General features: G+C 71.8%; 17 protein-coding genes. 11 read left to right on the forward strand and 6 right to left on the reverse strand.

Translation table 11 applies throughout. The annotated features are described in order from the left end of the window. Positions 1 to 74 precede the first annotated feature (74 nt). Both ACGFYP_RS17850 and ACGFYP_RS17855 read left to right on the forward strand, forming a co-directional pair. Positions 75 to 776 carry a response regulator transcription factor gene (locus ACGFYP_RS17850; RefSeq protein ID WP_361968008.1) on the forward strand — a complete coding sequence of 234 codons (702 nt, stop codon included), beginning with the start codon at positions 75 to 77 and terminating at the stop codon, positions 774 to 776. Further along, the gene (locus ACGFYP_RS17855) at positions 773 to 2,182 is read left to right on the forward strand and encodes a sensor histidine kinase (protein ID WP_393493848.1); all 1,410 of its coding nucleotides are present in this window, start codon (positions 773 to 775) and stop codon (positions 2,180 to 2,182) included. Before ACGFYP_RS17850 ends, ACGFYP_RS17855 begins: the two co-directional genes overlap by 4 nt. Before the next feature lie 124 nt (positions 2,183 to 2,306). Here ACGFYP_RS17855 and ACGFYP_RS17860 read toward each other — a convergent pair whose 3' ends face one another. Beyond that, positions 2,307 to 3,299: a transcriptional regulator gene (locus ACGFYP_RS17860; RefSeq protein WP_393493851.1), complete on the reverse strand. Its 993-nt coding sequence runs from the start codon at positions 3,297 to 3,299 to the stop codon at positions 2,307 to 2,309. Between the two features lie 192 nt (positions 3,300 to 3,491). Here ACGFYP_RS17860 and ACGFYP_RS17865 point away from each other — a divergent pair, with 192 nt between their 5' ends. Further along, a complete protein-coding gene (locus tag ACGFYP_RS17865) occupies positions 3,492 to 4,109 on the forward strand; it encodes a TetR family transcriptional regulator (RefSeq protein WP_393493854.1) in 618 nt (205 codons plus the stop codon). Positions 4,110 to 4,155: 46 nt separating this feature from the next. On the opposite strand, the gene ACGFYP_RS17870 is transcribed toward ACGFYP_RS17865, so the two are convergent. From ACGFYP_RS17870 to ACGFYP_RS17890, 5 genes are all read right to left on the reverse strand, one after another. Then, positions 4,156 to 4,929, reverse strand: a complete 774-nt coding sequence (locus ACGFYP_RS17870; protein WP_393493858.1) for a glucose 1-dehydrogenase — start codon at positions 4,927 to 4,929, stop codon at positions 4,156 to 4,158. Between the two features lie 35 nt (positions 4,930 to 4,964). Beyond that, entirely contained in the window at positions 4,965 to 5,879 is a 915-nt protein-coding gene (locus ACGFYP_RS17875; protein ID WP_393493861.1) for an NAD(P)H-binding protein, read from the reverse strand. Further along, positions 5,876 to 6,499: a ScbR family autoregulator-binding transcription factor gene (locus ACGFYP_RS17880; protein WP_361968020.1), complete on the reverse strand. Its 624-nt coding sequence runs from the start codon at positions 6,497 to 6,499 to the stop codon at positions 5,876 to 5,878. Before ACGFYP_RS17880 ends, ACGFYP_RS17875 begins: the two co-directional genes overlap by 4 nt. Positions 6,500 to 6,563: 64 nt before the next feature. Then, positions 6,564 to 7,127: a nitroreductase gene (locus tag ACGFYP_RS17885; RefSeq protein WP_393493865.1), complete on the reverse strand. Its 564-nt coding sequence runs from the start codon at positions 7,125 to 7,127 to the stop codon at positions 6,564 to 6,566. A 138-nt stretch (positions 7,128 to 7,265) separates the two neighbouring features. Continuing rightward, positions 7,266 to 8,525 carry an aminotransferase class V-fold PLP-dependent enzyme gene (locus ACGFYP_RS17890; RefSeq protein ID WP_393493868.1) on the reverse strand — a complete coding sequence of 420 codons (1,260 nt, stop codon included), beginning with the start codon at positions 8,523 to 8,525 and terminating at the stop codon, positions 7,266 to 7,268. A 428-nt stretch (positions 8,526 to 8,953) separates the two neighbouring features. Between ACGFYP_RS17890 and ACGFYP_RS17895 the strand changes: the two genes are divergently transcribed. The 8 genes from ACGFYP_RS17895 (at position 8,954) to ACGFYP_RS17930 (ending at position 17,730) form a co-directional block, all read left to right on the forward strand. Continuing rightward, positions 8,954 to 9,952, forward strand: a complete 999-nt coding sequence (locus ACGFYP_RS17895; protein WP_393493871.1) for an NAD(P)/FAD-dependent oxidoreductase — start codon at positions 8,954 to 8,956, stop codon at positions 9,950 to 9,952. After that, positions 9,949 to 10,248, forward strand: a complete 300-nt coding sequence (locus ACGFYP_RS17900) for a 2Fe-2S iron-sulfur cluster-binding protein (protein WP_361968028.1) — start codon at positions 9,949 to 9,951, stop codon at positions 10,246 to 10,248. The genes ACGFYP_RS17895 and ACGFYP_RS17900 overlap by 4 nt, the downstream gene beginning before the upstream one ends. Positions 10,249 to 10,326: 78 nt before the next feature. Further along, complete coding sequence (locus ACGFYP_RS17905) at positions 10,327 to 11,079, forward strand: hypothetical protein (RefSeq protein WP_361968030.1); 753 nt, start codon at positions 10,327 to 10,329, stop codon at positions 11,077 to 11,079. A gap of 67 nt (positions 11,080 to 11,146) precedes the next feature. Continuing rightward, a complete protein-coding gene (locus tag ACGFYP_RS17910) occupies positions 11,147 to 12,580 on the forward strand; it encodes an ATP-grasp domain-containing protein (RefSeq protein ID WP_393493876.1) in 1,434 nt (477 codons plus the stop codon). Further along, positions 12,577 to 13,902, forward strand: coding sequence for a biotin carboxylase (locus ACGFYP_RS17915; RefSeq protein ID WP_393493879.1), 1,326 nt, complete (start codon positions 12,577 to 12,579; stop codon positions 13,900 to 13,902). Before ACGFYP_RS17910 ends, ACGFYP_RS17915 begins: the two co-directional genes overlap by 4 nt. Further along, on the forward strand, positions 13,899 to 15,185 hold the full coding sequence (locus ACGFYP_RS17920) for an acetyl-CoA carboxylase biotin carboxylase subunit family protein (protein WP_393493882.1): 1,287 nt from the start codon (positions 13,899 to 13,901) through the stop codon (positions 15,183 to 15,185). Before ACGFYP_RS17915 ends, ACGFYP_RS17920 begins: the two co-directional genes overlap by 4 nt. Next, positions 15,182 to 16,078: an EamA family transporter gene (locus tag ACGFYP_RS17925; protein WP_393493885.1), complete on the forward strand. Its 897-nt coding sequence runs from the start codon at positions 15,182 to 15,184 to the stop codon at positions 16,076 to 16,078. The genes ACGFYP_RS17920 and ACGFYP_RS17925 overlap by 4 nt, the downstream gene beginning before the upstream one ends. Next, on the forward strand, positions 16,078 to 17,730 hold the full coding sequence (locus ACGFYP_RS17930) for a DUF885 domain-containing protein (RefSeq protein ID WP_393493888.1): 1,653 nt from the start codon (positions 16,078 to 16,080) through the stop codon (positions 17,728 to 17,730). Before ACGFYP_RS17925 ends, ACGFYP_RS17930 begins: the two co-directional genes overlap by 1 nt. Positions 17,731 to 17,732 lie beyond the last annotated feature (2 nt).

A 17,732-nucleotide genomic window follows, 5' to 3' on the forward strand; every position in this document is an offset into this window, starting at 1 on the left:
CACCACCCCGGTGACGGCCGTCCCACAGGGTGGACCTTGCCTCGCGTTCCCCCGAATGGCGTACGGTGCGGGCCATGGCAAGTGTGCTCGTGGTCGAGGACGACCAGTTCGTGCGCTCCGCCCTCATCCGGCATCTGACCGAGGCCTCCCACACCGTACGGAGCGTCGGCACGGCCCTGGAGGCGCTGCGCGAGGTCGCCCATTTCCGTTTCGACGTGGTCATCCTGGACCTCGGACTGCCTGATCTGGACGGGTCCGAGGCGCTGAAGATGCTCCGCGGCATCACTGACGTACCGGTGATCATCGCGACCGCGCGGGACGACGAGGCGGAGATCGTCCGGCTGCTCAACGACGGCGCGGACGACTACCTCACCAAGCCCTTCTCCGTGGAGCACCTGTCGGCGCGGATGGCCGCCGTGCTGCGGCGCTCGCGGGCGCTCGCGGGCGAGGCCCCGCCCTCACGCGTGATCCAGGTCGGCGGCCTGTCCATCGACCCGCTGCGCCGGCAGGCGGAGCTCGACGGGGACCGGCTCGACCTGACCCGGCGCGAGTTCGACCTGCTGGCCTTCCTGGCCGGCCGGCCCGGTGTGGTCGTGCCGCGCAAGGAGCTGCTCGCCGAGGTGTGGCAGCAGTCCTACGGGGACGACCAGACCATTGACGTACATTTGTCATGGCTACGGCGGAAGTTGGGCGAGACGGCCGCCCGTCCCCGCTATCTGCACACCTTGCGCGGGGTGGGCGTGAAGCTCGAACCGCCCCGGGAGCAGCAGCCGTGAGATGGGCACTCGTCAAGGTGTCGCTCGCCGTCACCGCCATGGTCGTCGTCGCCTTCGCCGTGCCGCTCGCGCTCGTCGTCAAGGAGATGGCGAGCGACCGGGCCTTCTCCAACGCCGAGCGGCGGGCCGCCGGGCTCGCGCCCGTCCTCGCCATCACCACCGACCGCGACGAGCTCGACCGGGCCGTGGCCACCACCGAGGACGGCGCCGCGGGCCGGATGGCCGTCCATGTCCCGGCCGCCGTGGAACCGGGCGGCAAGGGACCGGAGAAGGACCTGGAGATCGGCACCCGCCGGGCCGCCGAGAAGGACCTGCGGACCACCCGGGAAATGGGCCGGGCCACCATCGCCGAGGTGGAGGGCGGTTCGGTGCTGCTCCAGCCCACGGCGCTCTCCTCCGGCCAGGTCGCCGTGGTCGAACTCTTCGTCCCCGAGGGCGAGGCCACCAACGGCGTCGCCACCGCCTGGCTCGTCCTCGCCGGTGTCGGCCTGGCCCTGATCGTCGGTTCGGTCGCCGTCGCCGACCGGCTCGGCGTACGGATGGTCGAGCCCGCGCAGCGGCTCGCGGGCGCCGCCCACGACCTGGGCGAGGGCAGGCTCGGCGCGCGGGTCCCCGAGGAGGGTCCGCCGGAGCTGAAGTCGGCCGCGATCGCCTTCAACTCCATGGCCGACCAGGTCGTCCAGCTCCTCGCCAACGAACGCGAACTGGCCGCCGACCTCTCCCACCGGCTGCGGACCCCGCTGACCGTGCTCCGGCTCAACACCGCCTCGCTCGGCTCAGGGCCCGCGGCCGACCAGACCCGGGCCGCCGTCGCGCAGCTGGAACGCGAGGTCGACACCATCATCCGTACGGCGCGGGAGGCCAAGCCGCAGACCCAGGCCACGGGGCCCGGCGCCGGCTGCGACGCCTCCGAGGTCGTACGGGACCGGATGGACTTCTGGTCCGCGCTCGCCGAGGACGAGGGCCGCAAGGTACGGGTCGCGGGCATCGAGCGGCCGGTACGCATCCCGGTCGCCAGGCCCGAGCTCGTGGCCGCGCTCGACGCGCTGCTCGGCAACGTCTTCCGGCACACCCCGGAGGGGACGGCGTTCTCCGTGGACGTCCACAACGGCGACGACGCCGTCATCGTCCTGGTCTCCGACGCGGGGCCCGGCATCGCCGACCCGGCCGCCGCGCTGACCCGCGGCAACAGCGGCCACCGCGACGGCTCGACCGGCCTCGGCCTGGACATCGTCCGGCAGATGGCGGAGGCCACCGGCGGTGACGTCGCCATCGGGCACTCGGTGCTCGGCGGCACCGAGGTCCGGATCTGGATCGGTCTCGACGGACGCCGCTCGGGCGGGGCGGGCGGCCGACGCGGCCAGCGGGGGCGTCGCAAGAAGCCGGCCGCGCAGCGCGCCCGGTGAGGCTGCATGGCCGGATGAGCCCCGCAGCCTGGTGCGTGCCCTGGCGCGTGTCCTGGCGCGTGTCCTGGTACGCCCCCTGGTACGCGTCCCAGGGCGTGTCCTGGTACGCCCCCTCGTACGCGTCCTAGTGCTCGACCATGTCGCCCAGTGCGCGGTCGAGGTCGCTGGCGAAGCGCTGCCATTCCCGGGCGTAGGAGTTGGCCAGGTCCGCGACCGCGACGGCGCAGTGCACCGGCACCGCGGCCATCAACTGCTGCCCGGCTTCAAGATCCGGCGCCCGCTTGTTGAGCCAGCGCAGCAACGCGCGCCCCGACTCGGTGAACCTGAGGGAGGGGTCCTTCGCCAGGGTCTCGATGCGCTGCTCCCGCAGGTCGCCCGGCGGCGGTCCGGCGGGGCCCGTCCGGTTGCAGCCCTTGGTCTCGCGGGCGGCGCCCGGGCGTGGCGGTGGGGGAGCCTGCTCGTCGCGTCGGATCCGCTGCCGGATCTCGCACGCGGTGCTGACCGACACCCCCGCGCTCGCGGCGACTTCGCTGAGCGTGGCACCCGGGTGTTCGGCGAGGAAGGCGACGGCCACCTCCCGGCGCCTGGCGGCGTCGAGCGGGCGGGCGCGGCCGTCCACCCCGACCCGTACCTCCGTGCGGGGAACGTCCTCGGTCGACGTACGGCGGACGGCGCTCACGGTCTTGGGGGAGAGCCCGGTGATCCGCGCGATCGCGCGGTCCGACAGATCCGGGTGCGAGGTCAGGATCCGCCCGGCGGCGGCCTTACGGTCCTTGAGCGTCAGGGGCAGGCCGTGGGAGACGTTGGCCGCCACGGAGTGGATGAAGACCTCACTGGCCGGCCCGTCCAGAAACCGGACGGGGATCATCTTCTCGCCCCGGAGTCGGGCGGCCTGGAGGCGGTGCATTCCGTCGACCACGCGCAGGGTGTCCCGGTGCACGAGGACCGGCTCGATGTCGCGCTGCGCGAGGACTTCGACGTGCTCGCGGCTCAACCCGCCCAGACGGGGCGAATCGGCGGCCACCAAGGAGGCCGACGGCACCATGTGGACCTCCGGACACTCGCCACCCGACATGGCATCGAGGTCGCGGTCCGTCGCCTCTAACAGGTCCCTCAATTCCTCCACCACCTTTTCCTCACGCAGGCGCGTGAGCAAGACAGCCCGCCGCGAGGCCGCGGCGAGGCACGGTTTCGGGTACGGCTCACGATAACAAAAATAGCGTTCTTTATGTTCTGTAGGGTGGGGTGGACATCCTCAACTTCCGGAGGAATGCCTGTTGTTCGGATCGACGGGACGGTGACCTGCCACGTGCCGCAGACACGAGCCGCACTCACGCGACGCCGGGTCCTGCTCGCGGCCGCGACGGAGCTCGCCCGATACGGGTACGCGGGAACGTCGTTGACGCGCATCGCCTCGCAGGCCGGGGTGACCGTGGGGGCGCTCACCTTCCACTTCCGGTGCAAACCCACGCTGGCCCGGGGCGTGTACGAGGAGGGTGCGGCGGTCACGCGTACGGCCGTCGAACGGGCCCTGGGGCGCTCGCGGCTGCCCCTGCAGAACGTCATCGACCTCACCCACGAGGTGGCGCGGCTGCTGCGCTCCGACATCACCGTGCAGGCGGCCTCACGGCTGAGCCGGGACGCCGCCTGCACGGGCTACGACTGGCATCGGCTCTGGCTCGGCGAGGTGGAACGGCTCGCCGACACGGCGCAGGGGAGGGGTGATCTGGGCGAGAGCTGCACGGCGGAGCTGTTGTGCTGTCTGGTGGTGTGCATGCTGGCCCGGTTCGACACTCCGCCGGTCCACGCCTCGGCCTCGCTCCACGAAGACCTCGAAGCGCTCACGCAGTTGTGGTGCCTGGCGCTCGGCCCGGTCGCCGCGCGCCGCTCCCCCGCCCTGCTGCCGGGCGGAAGCCCTCAGGGCTGAGGCCGCGGAAGTCCTCAGTGCTGAGATGCGCGGGCGGGGCGCCGGCTCACCGTGCCGTCCAGCCTCCGTCCACCGGGACCGCGGCGCCGGTGGTGAACGAGGACCGGTCCGAGCAGAGCCACAGCGCGGCCTGGGCCACCTCGGAGGGGTCGGCGAGCCGGCGCTGGATGGCGCGGCTGGTGAACGGCTCGTACAGGGAAGGCGTACGGGTGAGGACCTCGTCCATCAGCTCGGTGTGCGTGCTGCCCACCACCAGGGCGTTGACGCGGATGCCGTGCGGCCCGTACTCGTCGGCGGCGGCCCTGGTGAGGCCGAGGACGGCGTGCTTGGCGGCGATGTAGGGGGCGGCGGTGCCGGTGGCGCGCAGGCCCGCGACGCTGGACGTGTTCACGATGGCGCCGCGCGTCCCGGTGTCGAGCATCGCGGTGATCTGGGCGCGGAGGCAGTTCCAGACGCCACGGACGTTGACGTCCATGATCCGGTCGTACTCGGAGTCGTCCGTCCTGTGCAGGGGGGTGCCCGAGGAGGCCCAACCGGCGTTGTTGAAGGCCGCGTCGAGCCGGCCGTAGCTGTCCAGGGCCCGGTCGACGGCGCGCTGGACGTCGCCGCCTTCGGTGACGTCCCCCGCCACGCAGAGCGCCGCGCCGCCGCTCTCCCGGATGAGCCGGGCGTGGTGTTCGAGCCTGTCCTCGCGCCTGGCCATGAGGACCACCGCCGCGCCCTCGGCGGCGAAGGCGTGGGCGGCGGCGGCGCCGATGCCGCTGGACGCACCGGTGATCATGACGGTCTTGCCGTGGAGCAGAGGAGTGGTCGAAGCCACGGCGGCGGGGTCCAATCGCTGGGTGGGGCGCGCGATCACGCGCAGACGTGGGTGAAGGCCGACGCGTGCTCGGCCGCCCAGGTGCGGAAGGACCGGGGAGCGTGCCCGGTCGCCTCCCGTACGCCGGAGGCGACGGCGGCCTTGGCCCCGACGTTCTGCCGCTCGGCGCTGAGGGTGAGCGCGTCCACCAGGGCCTCCGGCAGGCGTCGGCGCCATTGCTCACGGGCCTGGTCGAGGGAGATCTCCTCGAAGACCAGCGGCCGGCCCAGGACGTCGGAGAGGATCGCGGTCTTGTCCCGGGCGGAGATCGCGCGCGGCCCGGTGAGCGCGTAGGTGCGCCCGCGGTGGCCGGTGCCGGTCAGCGCCTGGACGGCGGCGTCGGCGATGTCGGCCGGGTCGACGCAGGCGTTGAGGGAGTCTCCGTGGAGGCCGCGTACGACACCGTCCTTGGCGATGCCGTCCCGCCATGCCAGGGCGTGCGTCATGAAGGCGCGGGGGCGCAGCAGGGTCCACGGCAGACCGGAGTCCTGCAACCGCTCCTCGTTGCCACGCTGCCAGCGGGTGATGACGTCGTCGGCGTCCGGGTCGGTCACCGCCTGGGCCGACAGTTTGACCACGTGCGGGGTGCCGGCCGCCACGGCGGCGTCGAGGAGGTTGATGTCGTGGTCGGGGCGCAGGGGGTCGTTGGTGATGAGCAGGAGGGCGTCCGCGCCGCGCAGGGCGGGCCTGAGCGTGGCGGGGGAGGCGAATTCGGCGCCGACGATCCGGCCGGGAAGGCCCGAGGCGGCCGCCTTTCCCGGGTCCCTGGTCAGGAGGGTCACGTCGTGTCCTCCCAGGGAGGCCAGCCGGGCCGCGGTGAGCCGGCCGACCGTTCCGGTGGCCCCGGCGATGACGATACGGCGGGCCGACTGCGGGACACCGACCTGTGGCGTCGGGAGGGAGGGGTTCATGAGGCCTTTCCGAGGTCGGGGTCGACAACGACGGTGGTGGCGGCGTCGCCCGCCGCGATTCCCGGCAGCAGCAGCCGCCACATGGAACAGGTGCGCTCCGTCAGGTCTTCCCGGCCGGTGACGAGTTGGGAGTAGAGCTGTACGCCCGTACAGGCGCCGACGATGAACTGGGCGACCTCCTCGGGCGAGACGTCTTCCCGGAGGTGCCCTTCGGCGCGGGCGACTTCGAGGTGGCCGACCATGATGTCCTTCCAGCCCTCGAAGGAGTCGCTGTCGTGCATGTCGAAGCGGCTCTGCTCGACGGCGAGCCGGACACCGGCGCGCAGCATCGGGTCGGTCTGCAGCCGATGGGCCCAGACCAGGGTGATGTCGACCAGGCGCTGCAGACCGCTCGACTCGAGGAGGGGCTCGATCACGTAGGGCTGGGCGTTCATCACCTCGCGCGCCAGGTCCTGCTTCGAGGGGAAGTGGAAGTACAGCGCGCCCAGCGTGACGCCGGCGCGTTTGACGATGCGGGTGACGCTCGCGCCTTCGTAGCCCTCCTCGTCGAAGAGTTCCGCAGCGGCCTTCATGATCAGGTTGCGCGTGCGGACGGCACGCTCCTGCTTGAGGTCGGTCACCCGTGCATCCGATCGCGCTCGAAAAATAGCGAACGTATTTTATGTTAGCCCGGGTGACGGGCCCTCAGGGAGTGAAGACGGAGATCCGGTCGGTGACGTCCTCGGGTACCCGCCGCCTCGGCGACGTACTCTCCGGCGGGGTGCCGATGCACAGCCAACCCAGCAGACGCTCCTCCCCGCGCAGGCCCAGGGCCCGGCGGATCCGCCGGGACTCGGTGAATCCGCCGGTGCGCCAGACGCTGCCGAAGCCGCGGGCGTGCAGGAGCAGGATCAAGGAGCCGGCCATGGCGCTGGTGGCGGCGAGCTGTTCCCACTCGGGGACGGGACCGTCCTGGCCGGTGTCGGGCGGCACGGGCGAGAACACAAGCGTGGCGAGGAGCGGCGCTCCCCGGATCTCCGCCAGCTGCCGCCGCCGCGCCGCGGACCCCGCGCCCTCGTCGGCGAAGCAGCGCTCCAGGGCGGCGCGGCCTTCGTCGCGCACCAGGATCAGCCGCCACGGCCGGAGCCCGCCGTGATCGGGGGCCGTGGCGGCCGCCCGCAGCAGATACGCGAACTCCTGGTCGTTCGGGGCGGGTTCGACCAGGTGGTGCTCGCTGCGGCGGGACAGTACGGCCGTCATGACATCCATCGATGTTCCTCCTCTGCGTACTCGGGCCACGTACTCGGGCCACGTACCCGGGCCACGTGCTCGGGGCTCGCGACGGCGCCCTCGCGACGGCCCTCGCGACGGCCCTCGCGGTGGTCCTCGCGACGGTCCTCGCGGTGGTCAGGCCAGTGACCGGACGACCCTGAGGGCCCTGTCCACGTCCTTCGGGAAGTTGACGATTCCGGCCGACAGACGCACATGCGGGACCGCGTAAGGCGTGCCGCTGGCGATGACCCGGTGGTCGCGGAAGATCTGCACCACCTCCGGCGGCGTGTAGCCGCGTACGTCGAAGCAGACGAAGCCCGCGGAGCGTTCGGCGTCGACCGGCGTGTGGAGCGTGACGTGCTTCATCCGGGCCAGACCTTCCTTGATCTGCCCGTTCAGCTCGGCGATCCGGTCGTGGACGCGCGTGCGGCCGATCTGCCGGTGGAAGCGGAACGCCTCGGCGGTGGCCCACTGGTGCTCGTACGCGAAGAAGCCGCCCGGGCTCACCCACGCGGCCTGGGTCGGTCCGGCCGGCGGGCGCTCCTGCCGCCAGGCGTCGGTCGTCTCCTTCGCCATCAGGCTGGGGATCGTCGGCTGGAGGAGCGCCCAGTTCTCGGCCTTCGCCCAGATGATTCCGGTCCCGTGCGGGCCGAGGATCCACTTGTGCGTACCCGCGGCGAAGAAGTCGCAGCCCATCTTCGCGACGTCCTCGTCCACCACTCCGAAGCCGTGGACGCCGTCCACGACCAGCAGGATGCGGTCCTCATCGTCGCGGTGACGGTTCAAGTCCTTGATGGCGGCGGCGACTTCGGCGATCGGGAGCCGCACACCGGTGCCGGAGTGGACCCAGGTGACGCCGACGACCCGGGTCTGGGGGCGGACGGCGGCGCGGATCCGGGCCACGGCCTCGGCGGCGGAGAAGTTCAGCGACGACTCGTAGAGGGGGATCTTCCGCATGGACCCGCCCCACTTCTCGACGGCCAGCCGGATCGACTCGTGATGCGGGTAGAACTCGTGCGTGGTCGTCAGGACCTCTTGCCCCGGCTTCAGGCGCAGGCCGTTGTAGATGAGGGCGAGACCCATGGTCGTACTGCTGGTGAGGGCGATCTCGTGGGGCTGACCGCCCACGTATTCGGCGGCGGCGGCCGTCACCTTGCGCCACAGCATGTCCTCGTCGCGACGGAACATGTTGTCGTCGAGGAAGCTGTACGGATTCTCGTCGAACGCCCTGCGGTACCTGGTGATCGCCTCGCGCACGGGAGTCGGGTTCGAGGCGAAATAGAAGTTCGACAGATGTGCGAACTCGGGGGCGAGCAGGAACTGCGCGCGGACGGATTTCCAGTCGTGCGGCCGGAAAGGCTGGGACGCGGCGTTCTGTGCGGCTGCATTTCCCACGGGGCCTAACGCGAGCGAGGTGGCCGCGATGCCGGATCCGGCCAGAACTTTACGGCGCGAAAGTGACACGATCACTCCTCTGCAGGTGGATTGGGGAATAGTGAACGAGCGCCGTCGCGATCCGTCAAGACCGCTCTGCTTCGACTGAGGAAGTTCCACAGTCGGAGGTGCGGGTCGGGGTGTACGACCAGTTCAGGGGTGCAGGCGGGGGTTCCGACGGGGCGCCTGCGGGGATCCGGCCCGGACTTCGGCGGAGTTCCGGACCCTTTTCTTGACGGCGTGTTCAAGGCCCCCAATGATGAAATAGCTCGCCACGAACAAAGCCTCCCCGGTCAATGAACCGGGCCGGCCGTGAGATTGAGGTAGCCGAGCTGTTTCGACGAACGCGGGAAGGGCCTGGGATTCGAATGCATCAAGCGGGGGCTCGAATGGAGACGAGCGCGGACGTGGCCGTCGTGGGAGCGGGTCCTGCCGGCCTGTATGCCGCCTACTGCGCGGGATTCCGAGGGCTTTCCAGCGTGATCGTCGACGCGCTGCCCGAACCGGGCGGCCAGATCGCGGCCCTGTACCCGGAGAAGAAGATCCACGACGTCGCCGGCCATGTGGCCGTGCGGGGACGGGAGTTGATCGACCATCTGGTCGCCCAGGTCGCGCCGTTCGACCCACGCTACCTGCTCGGCCGGACGGCGGCCTCCCTCACGCGGGACGACGGGGCGGGCTGGGTGATCGGCCTGGAGGACGGCGGGCGGGTGCGTGCCGGAGCCGTCGTGATCGCGGCCGGACTCGGCCGTTCGACCCCGCGCACCCTGCCCTGCCTGCGGCCCTACGAAGGGCGCGGCGTGGCCCACCACGTACCGCGCCTTGAGGAACACCGGGACCGTGACGTGGTGATCGTGGGCGGTGGCGACAGCGCGGTCGACTGGGCCCTCGCCCTCGCGCCGATCGCCCGGTCCGTCACCGTCGTCCACCGGCGCTCCGCCTTCCGCGCCCACGAGCACAGCGTCAAGCAGATGTACGCGGCCGACGTCCGCGTCCTGACCGACGCCCAGGTGACTGCCTGTCATGGCGTACGCCACCTGGAGGACGTACGCGTCCGGACCGGCGAGCGGACCGGCGAGGAAGAGGTGACGCTGCCCGCGCAGTCCCTCGTCGCGGCCCTGGGATTCCTCACCAGCCTGGGCCCGGTCGCCGACTGGGGCCTTCAGCTGGAGAACCGCCAGGTCGCGGTCGACCGGGCGATGCGGACGAACCTGCCACGGGTGTACGCGGTCGGCGACATCTGTACGTACGAGGGGCGCGTCCCGCTCGTCTCCGTGGGCTTCGGCGAGGCGGCGACCGCGGCGAACCACGCGGCCGTCGAGCTCCGCCCCGGCTCCCGCCTCGCGCCGGAGCACTCCACCGACCCCGACGCCGCGCCCCTGCCATGACCCTGAAGAAGCTGACCATCCTTCCGACCGGAACCGAGATCCTGCTGCCCGCCGGATCCCCCCTCACCGAAGTCGAGTACGAGACCACCCAGCGGCTCATCCCGTTCGGCTGCCGTTCCGGCGCCTGCGGCGCGTGCGTCGTCGAGGTCCTGGAGGGCTTCGACGCCCTCGGCGCACCCGACGACGACGAGCTCGACTTCCTCGAAGACCTCGGCCGGACCGGCGGCGACCACCGCCTGGCCTGCCAGTGCCGGCTGCGGGGCGACGCGACCATTCGCGTCGTCGACGACATCTGAAGCGCTCACACCGAGCGTCCGAGCACCCCAGAGAACCCAACGAGCACCCCACGAGCACTCACGAGAAAAGGTGACACCATGCCCAACCGCGTGACCAACGTCGGCTACGGGGACAGCACCACGTTCCTCAACGCGGCCGCCTCGGCGGAGCTGCGCGCCCAGGTCGACCAGCAGATCGACCAGCAGGTCCTCGAGTGGTACGCCAACGTCCCCGAGGCCGCCCACCTCGAAGGCAAGAACGTCGACTCCGACTACTACAAGCGGCACCTCATCGAGACCGCCTGGCGCATCCGGCTGCTGCGCGTGGCCGAGGCCAAGGCGCTCGTGGAGATAGCCAAGCGCAGCCCGGAGGCGGCCCAGGTCTGGGCCAACTACGAGCAGGAGGAGATGCTCCACGACGAACTGTTCATCACCGACCTCGCCAAGGTCGGGGTGTCCCGCGAACAGTTCCTGGCCACCGAGCCCTACCTGTCGACCAAGCTCCTCACCGGCTACTTCTCCTACCTCCTGGACCACGAGGGCCCGCTCGGTGTCGTGGCGTACAGCTACCTCGTCGAGTACGTCAACGTGAAGCTGGAGCCCAGGAAGCTGGAGGCGCTGAAGGGGTCGGTCGGCGAGGGCAAGATCGGCGGCCAGATCAGCCACTCGCACACCGACATCAACGACGACCACCCCGGCGAGGTGTGGGCGGCGGTCCGTCACCTCCTGCACGACGAGGACGACGTCGCCGCGTTCAAGCGGTACCTCCGCGAGCACCAGTCGCTCCTCGCGCAGTACTTCGAGGAGCTCTACCTGGACACCATCGCCAAGGCCGAGAAGCAGCCGGCCTGAGCCCAGTCCTCGGTGGGGGCGCGGCGCGACCGCGCGGCGCCCCCACCCGCCGGTGAGGAGGCCGGAATTGAGCAAGGAAAACGCCGGGGGAGCAGACGCCGGGGGAGCGGGCGCCGGGGGAGCGGACGCCGAGGGAGTGAACGCCGGGGGAGTGGACGCCGGGGGAGTGCTGCTCCTCAGCCACGTCGGGTTCTCGTTCCTGGAGGACCTCGCCCGCACGGTCACGGCGCGGGGGCTGAAGGTCTACGTGCTCAGCTCGCTGCCGGAGCCGCAGCACCAGGGATCCAGGCCCGGGGCGCTGGCGGACCTCGCCGACGACGTCCGGGTGACCACCGACCACGTACTGACCCCGCAGGACGTCGAGGACCACCTCGACCGCCTGGAGGCCGCGGGCACCTCGGTGCTGTGCTGCCTCACCGTCTGGGAGGGCTACCGGCACCTGATGGCGCTGGCCAACGCCCGTCTCGGCGTGCCCGACCTGGACGAGAAGCAGGTCCCGGAGCTCCGCGACAAGCTGACCCTGCGCAACCGCCTCGCCGACGCCGGCCTCAGCCGGGGCCGGGCGTCCGCGCTCACCCCCGAGACGCTCGCCGCCCGCCAGGCCGATGGCGGCCGCCACTTCGTGAAGCCGGTCAGCGGCATCGCCTCGTTCGGCACGTTCCCCCTCACCTCCGACACGACCTGGGCCGACCTTGAACGCATCGCCGCGGAGGCCCACGCCGACACCGTCTACGCCGGCGCCTTCACCACGCACCAGGGCCCCGGCGACCCCGGGGTCGTCGACTTCCTCGTCGAGGACTACGTCCCCGGCCGGGAGTTCAGCTTCGAGGTGATCGTCGTCGACGACGAGCCGCACGTGGTGGCCGTCCACGAGAAGTGCGAGGTGACGGAGACGGCGGGCACCGTCCTGGAGAACGCCTGCGTCAGCCCGCCCACGAGCCTGTCCCGTGAGGAGACCGCCGCGGGCATCCGCTGGGTGGCGAACGTCCTGTTCGTCCTCGGCCTGCGCTGGGGCTGCTTCCACGTCGAGGCGCGGCACGCCCCGTCCGGCTGGGACCTGATCGAGGTCAACCCGCGCGTCGGCGGCAGCCTGATCTCGCCCAGCGTGGCGGAGCTCACCGGCGGCCCCGGGCTCCTCGACCTCTGGCTGGACTCCCTGCTCACCGCCCACCGACCGGCCGCGTACCTCAGGACGCTGAAGAGCCTCTCGTACGCCCCCGACGGCACCCCGAGGAGCGCGAACGCGACCTTCTTCCGCGTCTTCTTCGCCGACCCCGGCACGATCCGCGCGGTGGGACCGAACGACGACCTCCCGCTCCGGCCGGTCCTCTCGCAGGTCCTCCTCAAGGCCGGCGACGTCGTGGAGTCGTCCTCCCGCGAGGTGTTCCTCGGCCAGGTGCTCTGGCGCATGGACCGGGCCGACCGGGACACGATCCTCCCCGAGCTGCTGCCCGCCTCCGAGCGTGCGATCGAGATCGCGTACGAGACGGAGCGCGGATGACCGGGCCGATCCTCCTCGTCGTCGACTACAACCTGAGCCGGATCGACGAGGTCCGCCACCTGCGGGAGTACGCCCGCGAACGCCACGGCGCGACCGTGGTCCTCATCCGCGCCGACCCCACCGAGGCCGACCACGCCATCGCCGACGAGGTGATCGACCTCGATCCGCTGGGCGACGGCTTCCCCGAGCTGGGCGAGAAGCTGCTCGCCGACCGGCGCGAGCGGATCAGGGCGGGCATCGTCTTCTCCGACAACGCCGTGCGCAGCGGCGCCGAACTGCTCGACCGCCTCGGTGTCCCCGTCGACTCGCCGTACCTGGCCGAGGGAGCGTTCTCCAAGTACCGCTACCGGCTCGACGAGGCGCGCGTGGCCGACCTGCTCACGGCGCAAAGGATCATGGTGCCCGCCTTCGCCGAGATCGCCTCGCTCGACCATCTGAGGGAGTTCGGGATCACCCACCCCGAGGGCTTCGTCGTCAAGCCGGCGGCCGAGGGCAACAACCGGGGCGTCGTCGTGGTCCGTCCGGGCGACGACCTGACGGCGGCGTTCGCCGAGGTCCTCCCCTATCTGGAGGGCGGGGTCATCTGCGAGGAGCTCATCCCGTACCGCCGCGAGTACTCCTACGACGGTCTCGGCTCGCTGAACTTCCTCACCGAGAAGATCAGCGCGAGCGGCCGGTACCCCGTCGAGATCGCGCAGGTGCTGCCCGCCGGCCTGGACGAGCACGAGCGCGCGACCCTGGAGCGCGCAGGACGGCAGGCGAACTGGCTGGTGGGCCAGTGCGACGGGCCGTTCCACAACGAGATCAAGCTGAGCGACGACGGGCTGCGCGCCGCGATCGTGGAGCCCAACCGGCGACCGGCCGGGATGAAGATCTGGGCACTGGCCCGATGGGTGTACGGGATCGACCTGCACCACCGCTGGGTCGACGCGGCCTTCGGCACGGCCGCCGACGCGGGACGGCTCGTGCCCGGCTGCGCGGCGGCGACGGTGATGCTCGGCGTCGGCAGCGACCGCTCGTTCTCCCCGGACGACGTCGCGCCCGGCGCGGACCCGTTCGCGGACGCCGTCCGTGCCACCGCCGAACGGTTCGGCCTCGCCGACGGGGAACTGACGGTCACGGAGTTCTCCTGGATGTCCCCCGACCGCCGCGACCTGCACGAAGTCGCCCGCGACAACGCGGACTTCGCGGCGCAGGGCTGTGTCGTCCTGCGCGGCGACCGCGCCGACATCCGCACCGTCGTCCACGCACTGCGCGAGGCCTGGTCGGCCGCCCTCGACCGGACCCTCGCCCTCCCCACTCCCGTCAGGAAGGCCCGATGAAGATCCTCGTCCTGCACCGCGTGCCCTACTTCAAGATCGAATACCACCGGGGGATCTCCCACGACCTGCACGAGGTCACCTACTTCGGGACCGAAGGGGCGCTCGCCACCCTCCCGCCCGACCTGCGCTGCGAGCGGGTGAGCCGTCCGGGCACGCGCCCGGCCTTCGATGAGGCCAGGGACTGGCTGGCGGAGCGGCCCCGCGCCTTCGACCGGGTCATCTCGATGTCGGAGTACGAGCTGCTCGACGCCGCCCGGCTGCGCGAGCACCTGGGCGTCCCGGGCGCGCCGGTGGACCAGGTCGCCCTCGCCCGCGACAAGGTCCTCATGAAGCGGGCGGTCGAGGAGGCGGGGCTCCGCGTACCGCGCTTCCTGCCGTTGCCGCGCTTCCTGGAGCGGGAAGGCCGGGTGCCCTGGGAGGGCCGGACCGTCCTCAAGCCGCATCGGGGCGCGTCCAGCGAGGACGTGCTCGTCTTCGACACTCCGCGCCAGGCCGTCACGGCCGTCACCGAGGGCAGGACCGGCGTCGCCCGGCTCGACAGCGGGGCCGACCGGGCCGACCAGGAGGACTTCCAGGTCGAGGAGTTCGTCTCCGGGCCGATCCGGCACTACGACGGCTTGGTGCAGCACGGCGAGGTCCTGGTCCTCACGGCGAGCGAATACCTGGGCACCTGCCTGCGGTACGCGCAGGGCCGGCCGATGGGCTCCTTCCAGATCGGCTTCTCCGAGGAGACCCGCGCCTGGGTGGCGCGCGCCCTGGCCGCCGTACGCATCGAGGACGGCACCTTCCACCTCGAAGCGATCGTCCACGAAGGGGAGTTGGTCTTCCTGGAGGTCGGCAACCGGGTCGGGGGAGCCGACGTGGTGGCCACCTTCGAACTGGCCACCGGCGTCCACCTGCCCTCGTACGAGCTGCGCGTCCTGCTCGGCGAGCCCGTCGCGGGGACGCTCCCCGAGCCGCCCGCCGACGGGCGCCGGTACGGCTGGTTCGTCCACCCCGGCCACCACCTGGCCGGGCGGGAGTGCCGGGGCCTGGCGGGCGCCGTGGCGTTCCGGGCGGGCCCGCGCGTCGTCGCCTGGACCGAACTGCCGCCCGGCGCGCAGCTGCCCGACCACATCACCTACCAGGCCGGGGAGACGGTCCTCGCCGGGATCGTCGCGGGCGACACCCCCGAGGAGACCCGGGACTGGATGGTCGACCTGTTCGACTCCGTCTCCGTCGACACCCACCCGGCAGCCACCGCTTCCCTCACCCCCGCAACTCCCGAACAGGTCCCGGCATGAAGAAACAGCACATCCTGCTCGCGGTCGCCGTCACCGCGATCTGGGGTCTCAACTTCTCGATCATCAAGATCGGGCTCAAGAGCGTCGACCCGCTCATCCTGGCGGGGATCAGGTTCGCGCTCTGCGCGCTGCCCGCCGTCTTCTTCCTGAAGCGGCCGCAGGTGCCGTGGCGACACACCGTCGGCTACGGCCTCGTCTTCGGCGTCGGGCTGTGGGGCGTGGTCAACCTGGGCATCGAGGCAGGCGTGTCGTCGGGGATCGCCTCCCTGGTACTGCAGTTCAGCGCGTTCCTGACGATCGTGCTCGGGGCCGTGGTGTTCCGCGAGTCGCTGTCGCGGTACCAGTACCTGGGGATCGGCGTCGCACTCGTCGGCCTGTTCTCGATCACCTTCGTCACCGACGGCACGGTCACCCTCTTCGGTGTCGCGCTCGTGCTGTTCGGCGCGGTGTCGTGGAGCGTCGCCAACGTGATCCTCAAGAAGGCCAAGCCCAAGGACACGCTGGCGTTCCTGGTCTGGTCGAGCCTCTTCGCGCCGATCCCGCTGTTCCTGCTCGACCTGGTCGTGAACGGCACCAAGGGCTATGTCGAGTTGCCCGAGCAGCTCGGCTGGTCGGCGTTCCTGTCGATCCTCTTCCAGGCGTACCCGAACACCCTGCTGGGGTACGCCGTGTGGAACTGGCTGCTCCGCGAGTACCCGGTGTCGACCGTCGCCCCGCTCTCCCTGCTCGTCCCGGTCTTCGGCGTGCTCGGCTCGGTACTGATCTTCGACGAGCCGCTGCCGGCGCTCAAGCTGGTGGCCGGAGCGCTGATCGTCGCGGGCCTTGTCATCGGCCTGTACGGCAAGCGGCTGGCCGAGTCCGGGGTCGCCCGGCTCCCGTCGGTGAGCCGCTGATGAGCGCGGTGAACGAGCTCGCGGACCGGTACGTGGACGAGCTGGCCGCACTGGATCCGTGCCTGGCCGCGGTGATGGGCATCGCAGGGCAGGAGGAGCGGCTGACCGACTTCGGGCCGCAGGCCGCCCAGGAGCGTGCGGAGTTGGCCCGCCGCACGCTCACGGCGGTCGACGCCACGCCGGTCGCCGGTGACGCGGAGCGGGTCGCGGCGGCGGTGCTGCGGGAGCGGCTCGCCACGGAGGTGGCCCTCGTCGACGCCGACGCGTACGGCACGCTGCTCGACACCCTCGACGGCCCGGTCCAGCGGGTACGGCACGCCGTGGGCCTCCTGGACCAGGGCGCCGACACCCCCTGGGACGCGCTCCTGGCCCGGCTGCGGGCCGTCCCCGGAGCGCTGGCGGGGCTGCGCGAGGGCCTGGAGGCCGCACGGCGCGGCGGCCGGGTCGCACCGTACCGCCAGGTGACCCGGAACGCCCACGAATGCCGGGACATGCGGCCGTACGTGGCGGGGCTGCCCGCCGGGCACGGCGACGGCGCGCTGCGCGGCGCCCTGGACGAGGCCGCGGCGGCCGCGAACGACGCCCTGACGCGGTTCGCGGTGTACCTGTCGGAGGAACTCGCGCCGGACGCCCCGGAGTCGGACGCGGTCGACGAGGACCGCTACCAGCTGGGCGTACGGGAGTTCCTCGGCACCCGGCTCGACCTGGCGGAGACGTACGCCTGGGGCTGGGACGAACTGGCCCGCGTACGAAGGGAGATGGCCGAGGCTGCGGCGCTGATCGCGCCCGGCGAACCGGTACCGGCGGTCCTCGCGGCGCTCGACGGCGACCCGCGGTACCTGGTGAAGGGCGCGGCGGCGTTCCGCGACTGGATCCAGGAGCTCGCCGACGGCGCCATCGCCGACCTCGACGGAACGCACTTCGCTATCCCCGCGCCGCTGCGCCGGATCGACTGCCGGATCGCCCGCACCGACGGACCCGCCTCCTATCTGGCGCCCAGCGAGGACCTGTCGCGCCCCGGGACGGTCTGGTGGCCCTCGACCGACCCGGACGCGCCGGTCCCGACGTGGACGGTGCCGAGCACGATGTTCCACGAGGGCGTCCCCGGCCATCATCTGCAGCTGGGGGTGACGACCCTCAACACCGCCACCCTCAACCGCTTCCAGCGGCTCTCGTGCGAGCTGCACCTGGGGCACTGCGAGGGCTGGGGCCTGTACGCCGAGCGGCTCATGGACGAGCTGGGGTACTTCGCCGACCCGGCGCACCGCCTAGGGATGCTGGCCGGCGGGCAGCAGCTGCGCGCCGCGCGGATCGTCCTGGACATCGGGCTGCACCTGCGGCTGCCGATCCCCGCGGGCACCGGGTTCCACGAGGGGGAGCGGTGGACGCCGCGGCTCGCCCGCGCGTTCCTCGCCGAGCACTGCGGGCTCGGCCCGACAGGGTTCGTCGCCTTCGAGATCGACAGGTATCTGGGGCGCCCCGGGCAGGCCCTCGCCTACAAGCTGGGCGAGCGGGCGTGGCTGGAGGCGCGGGAGGCCGCCCGCCGCCGCGACGGCGCCGCGTTCGACCTCAAGCGTTTCCACCGACACGCTCTGGACATGGGCCCGATGGGCCTGGACCTGCTGCGCGCGGAGCTGACGCGTCACGCCTGACC

Source organism: Streptomyces sp. NPDC048370, from assembly GCF_043200825.1.
Classification (GTDB): domain Bacteria; phylum Actinomycetota; class Actinomycetes; order Streptomycetales; family Streptomycetaceae; genus Streptomyces.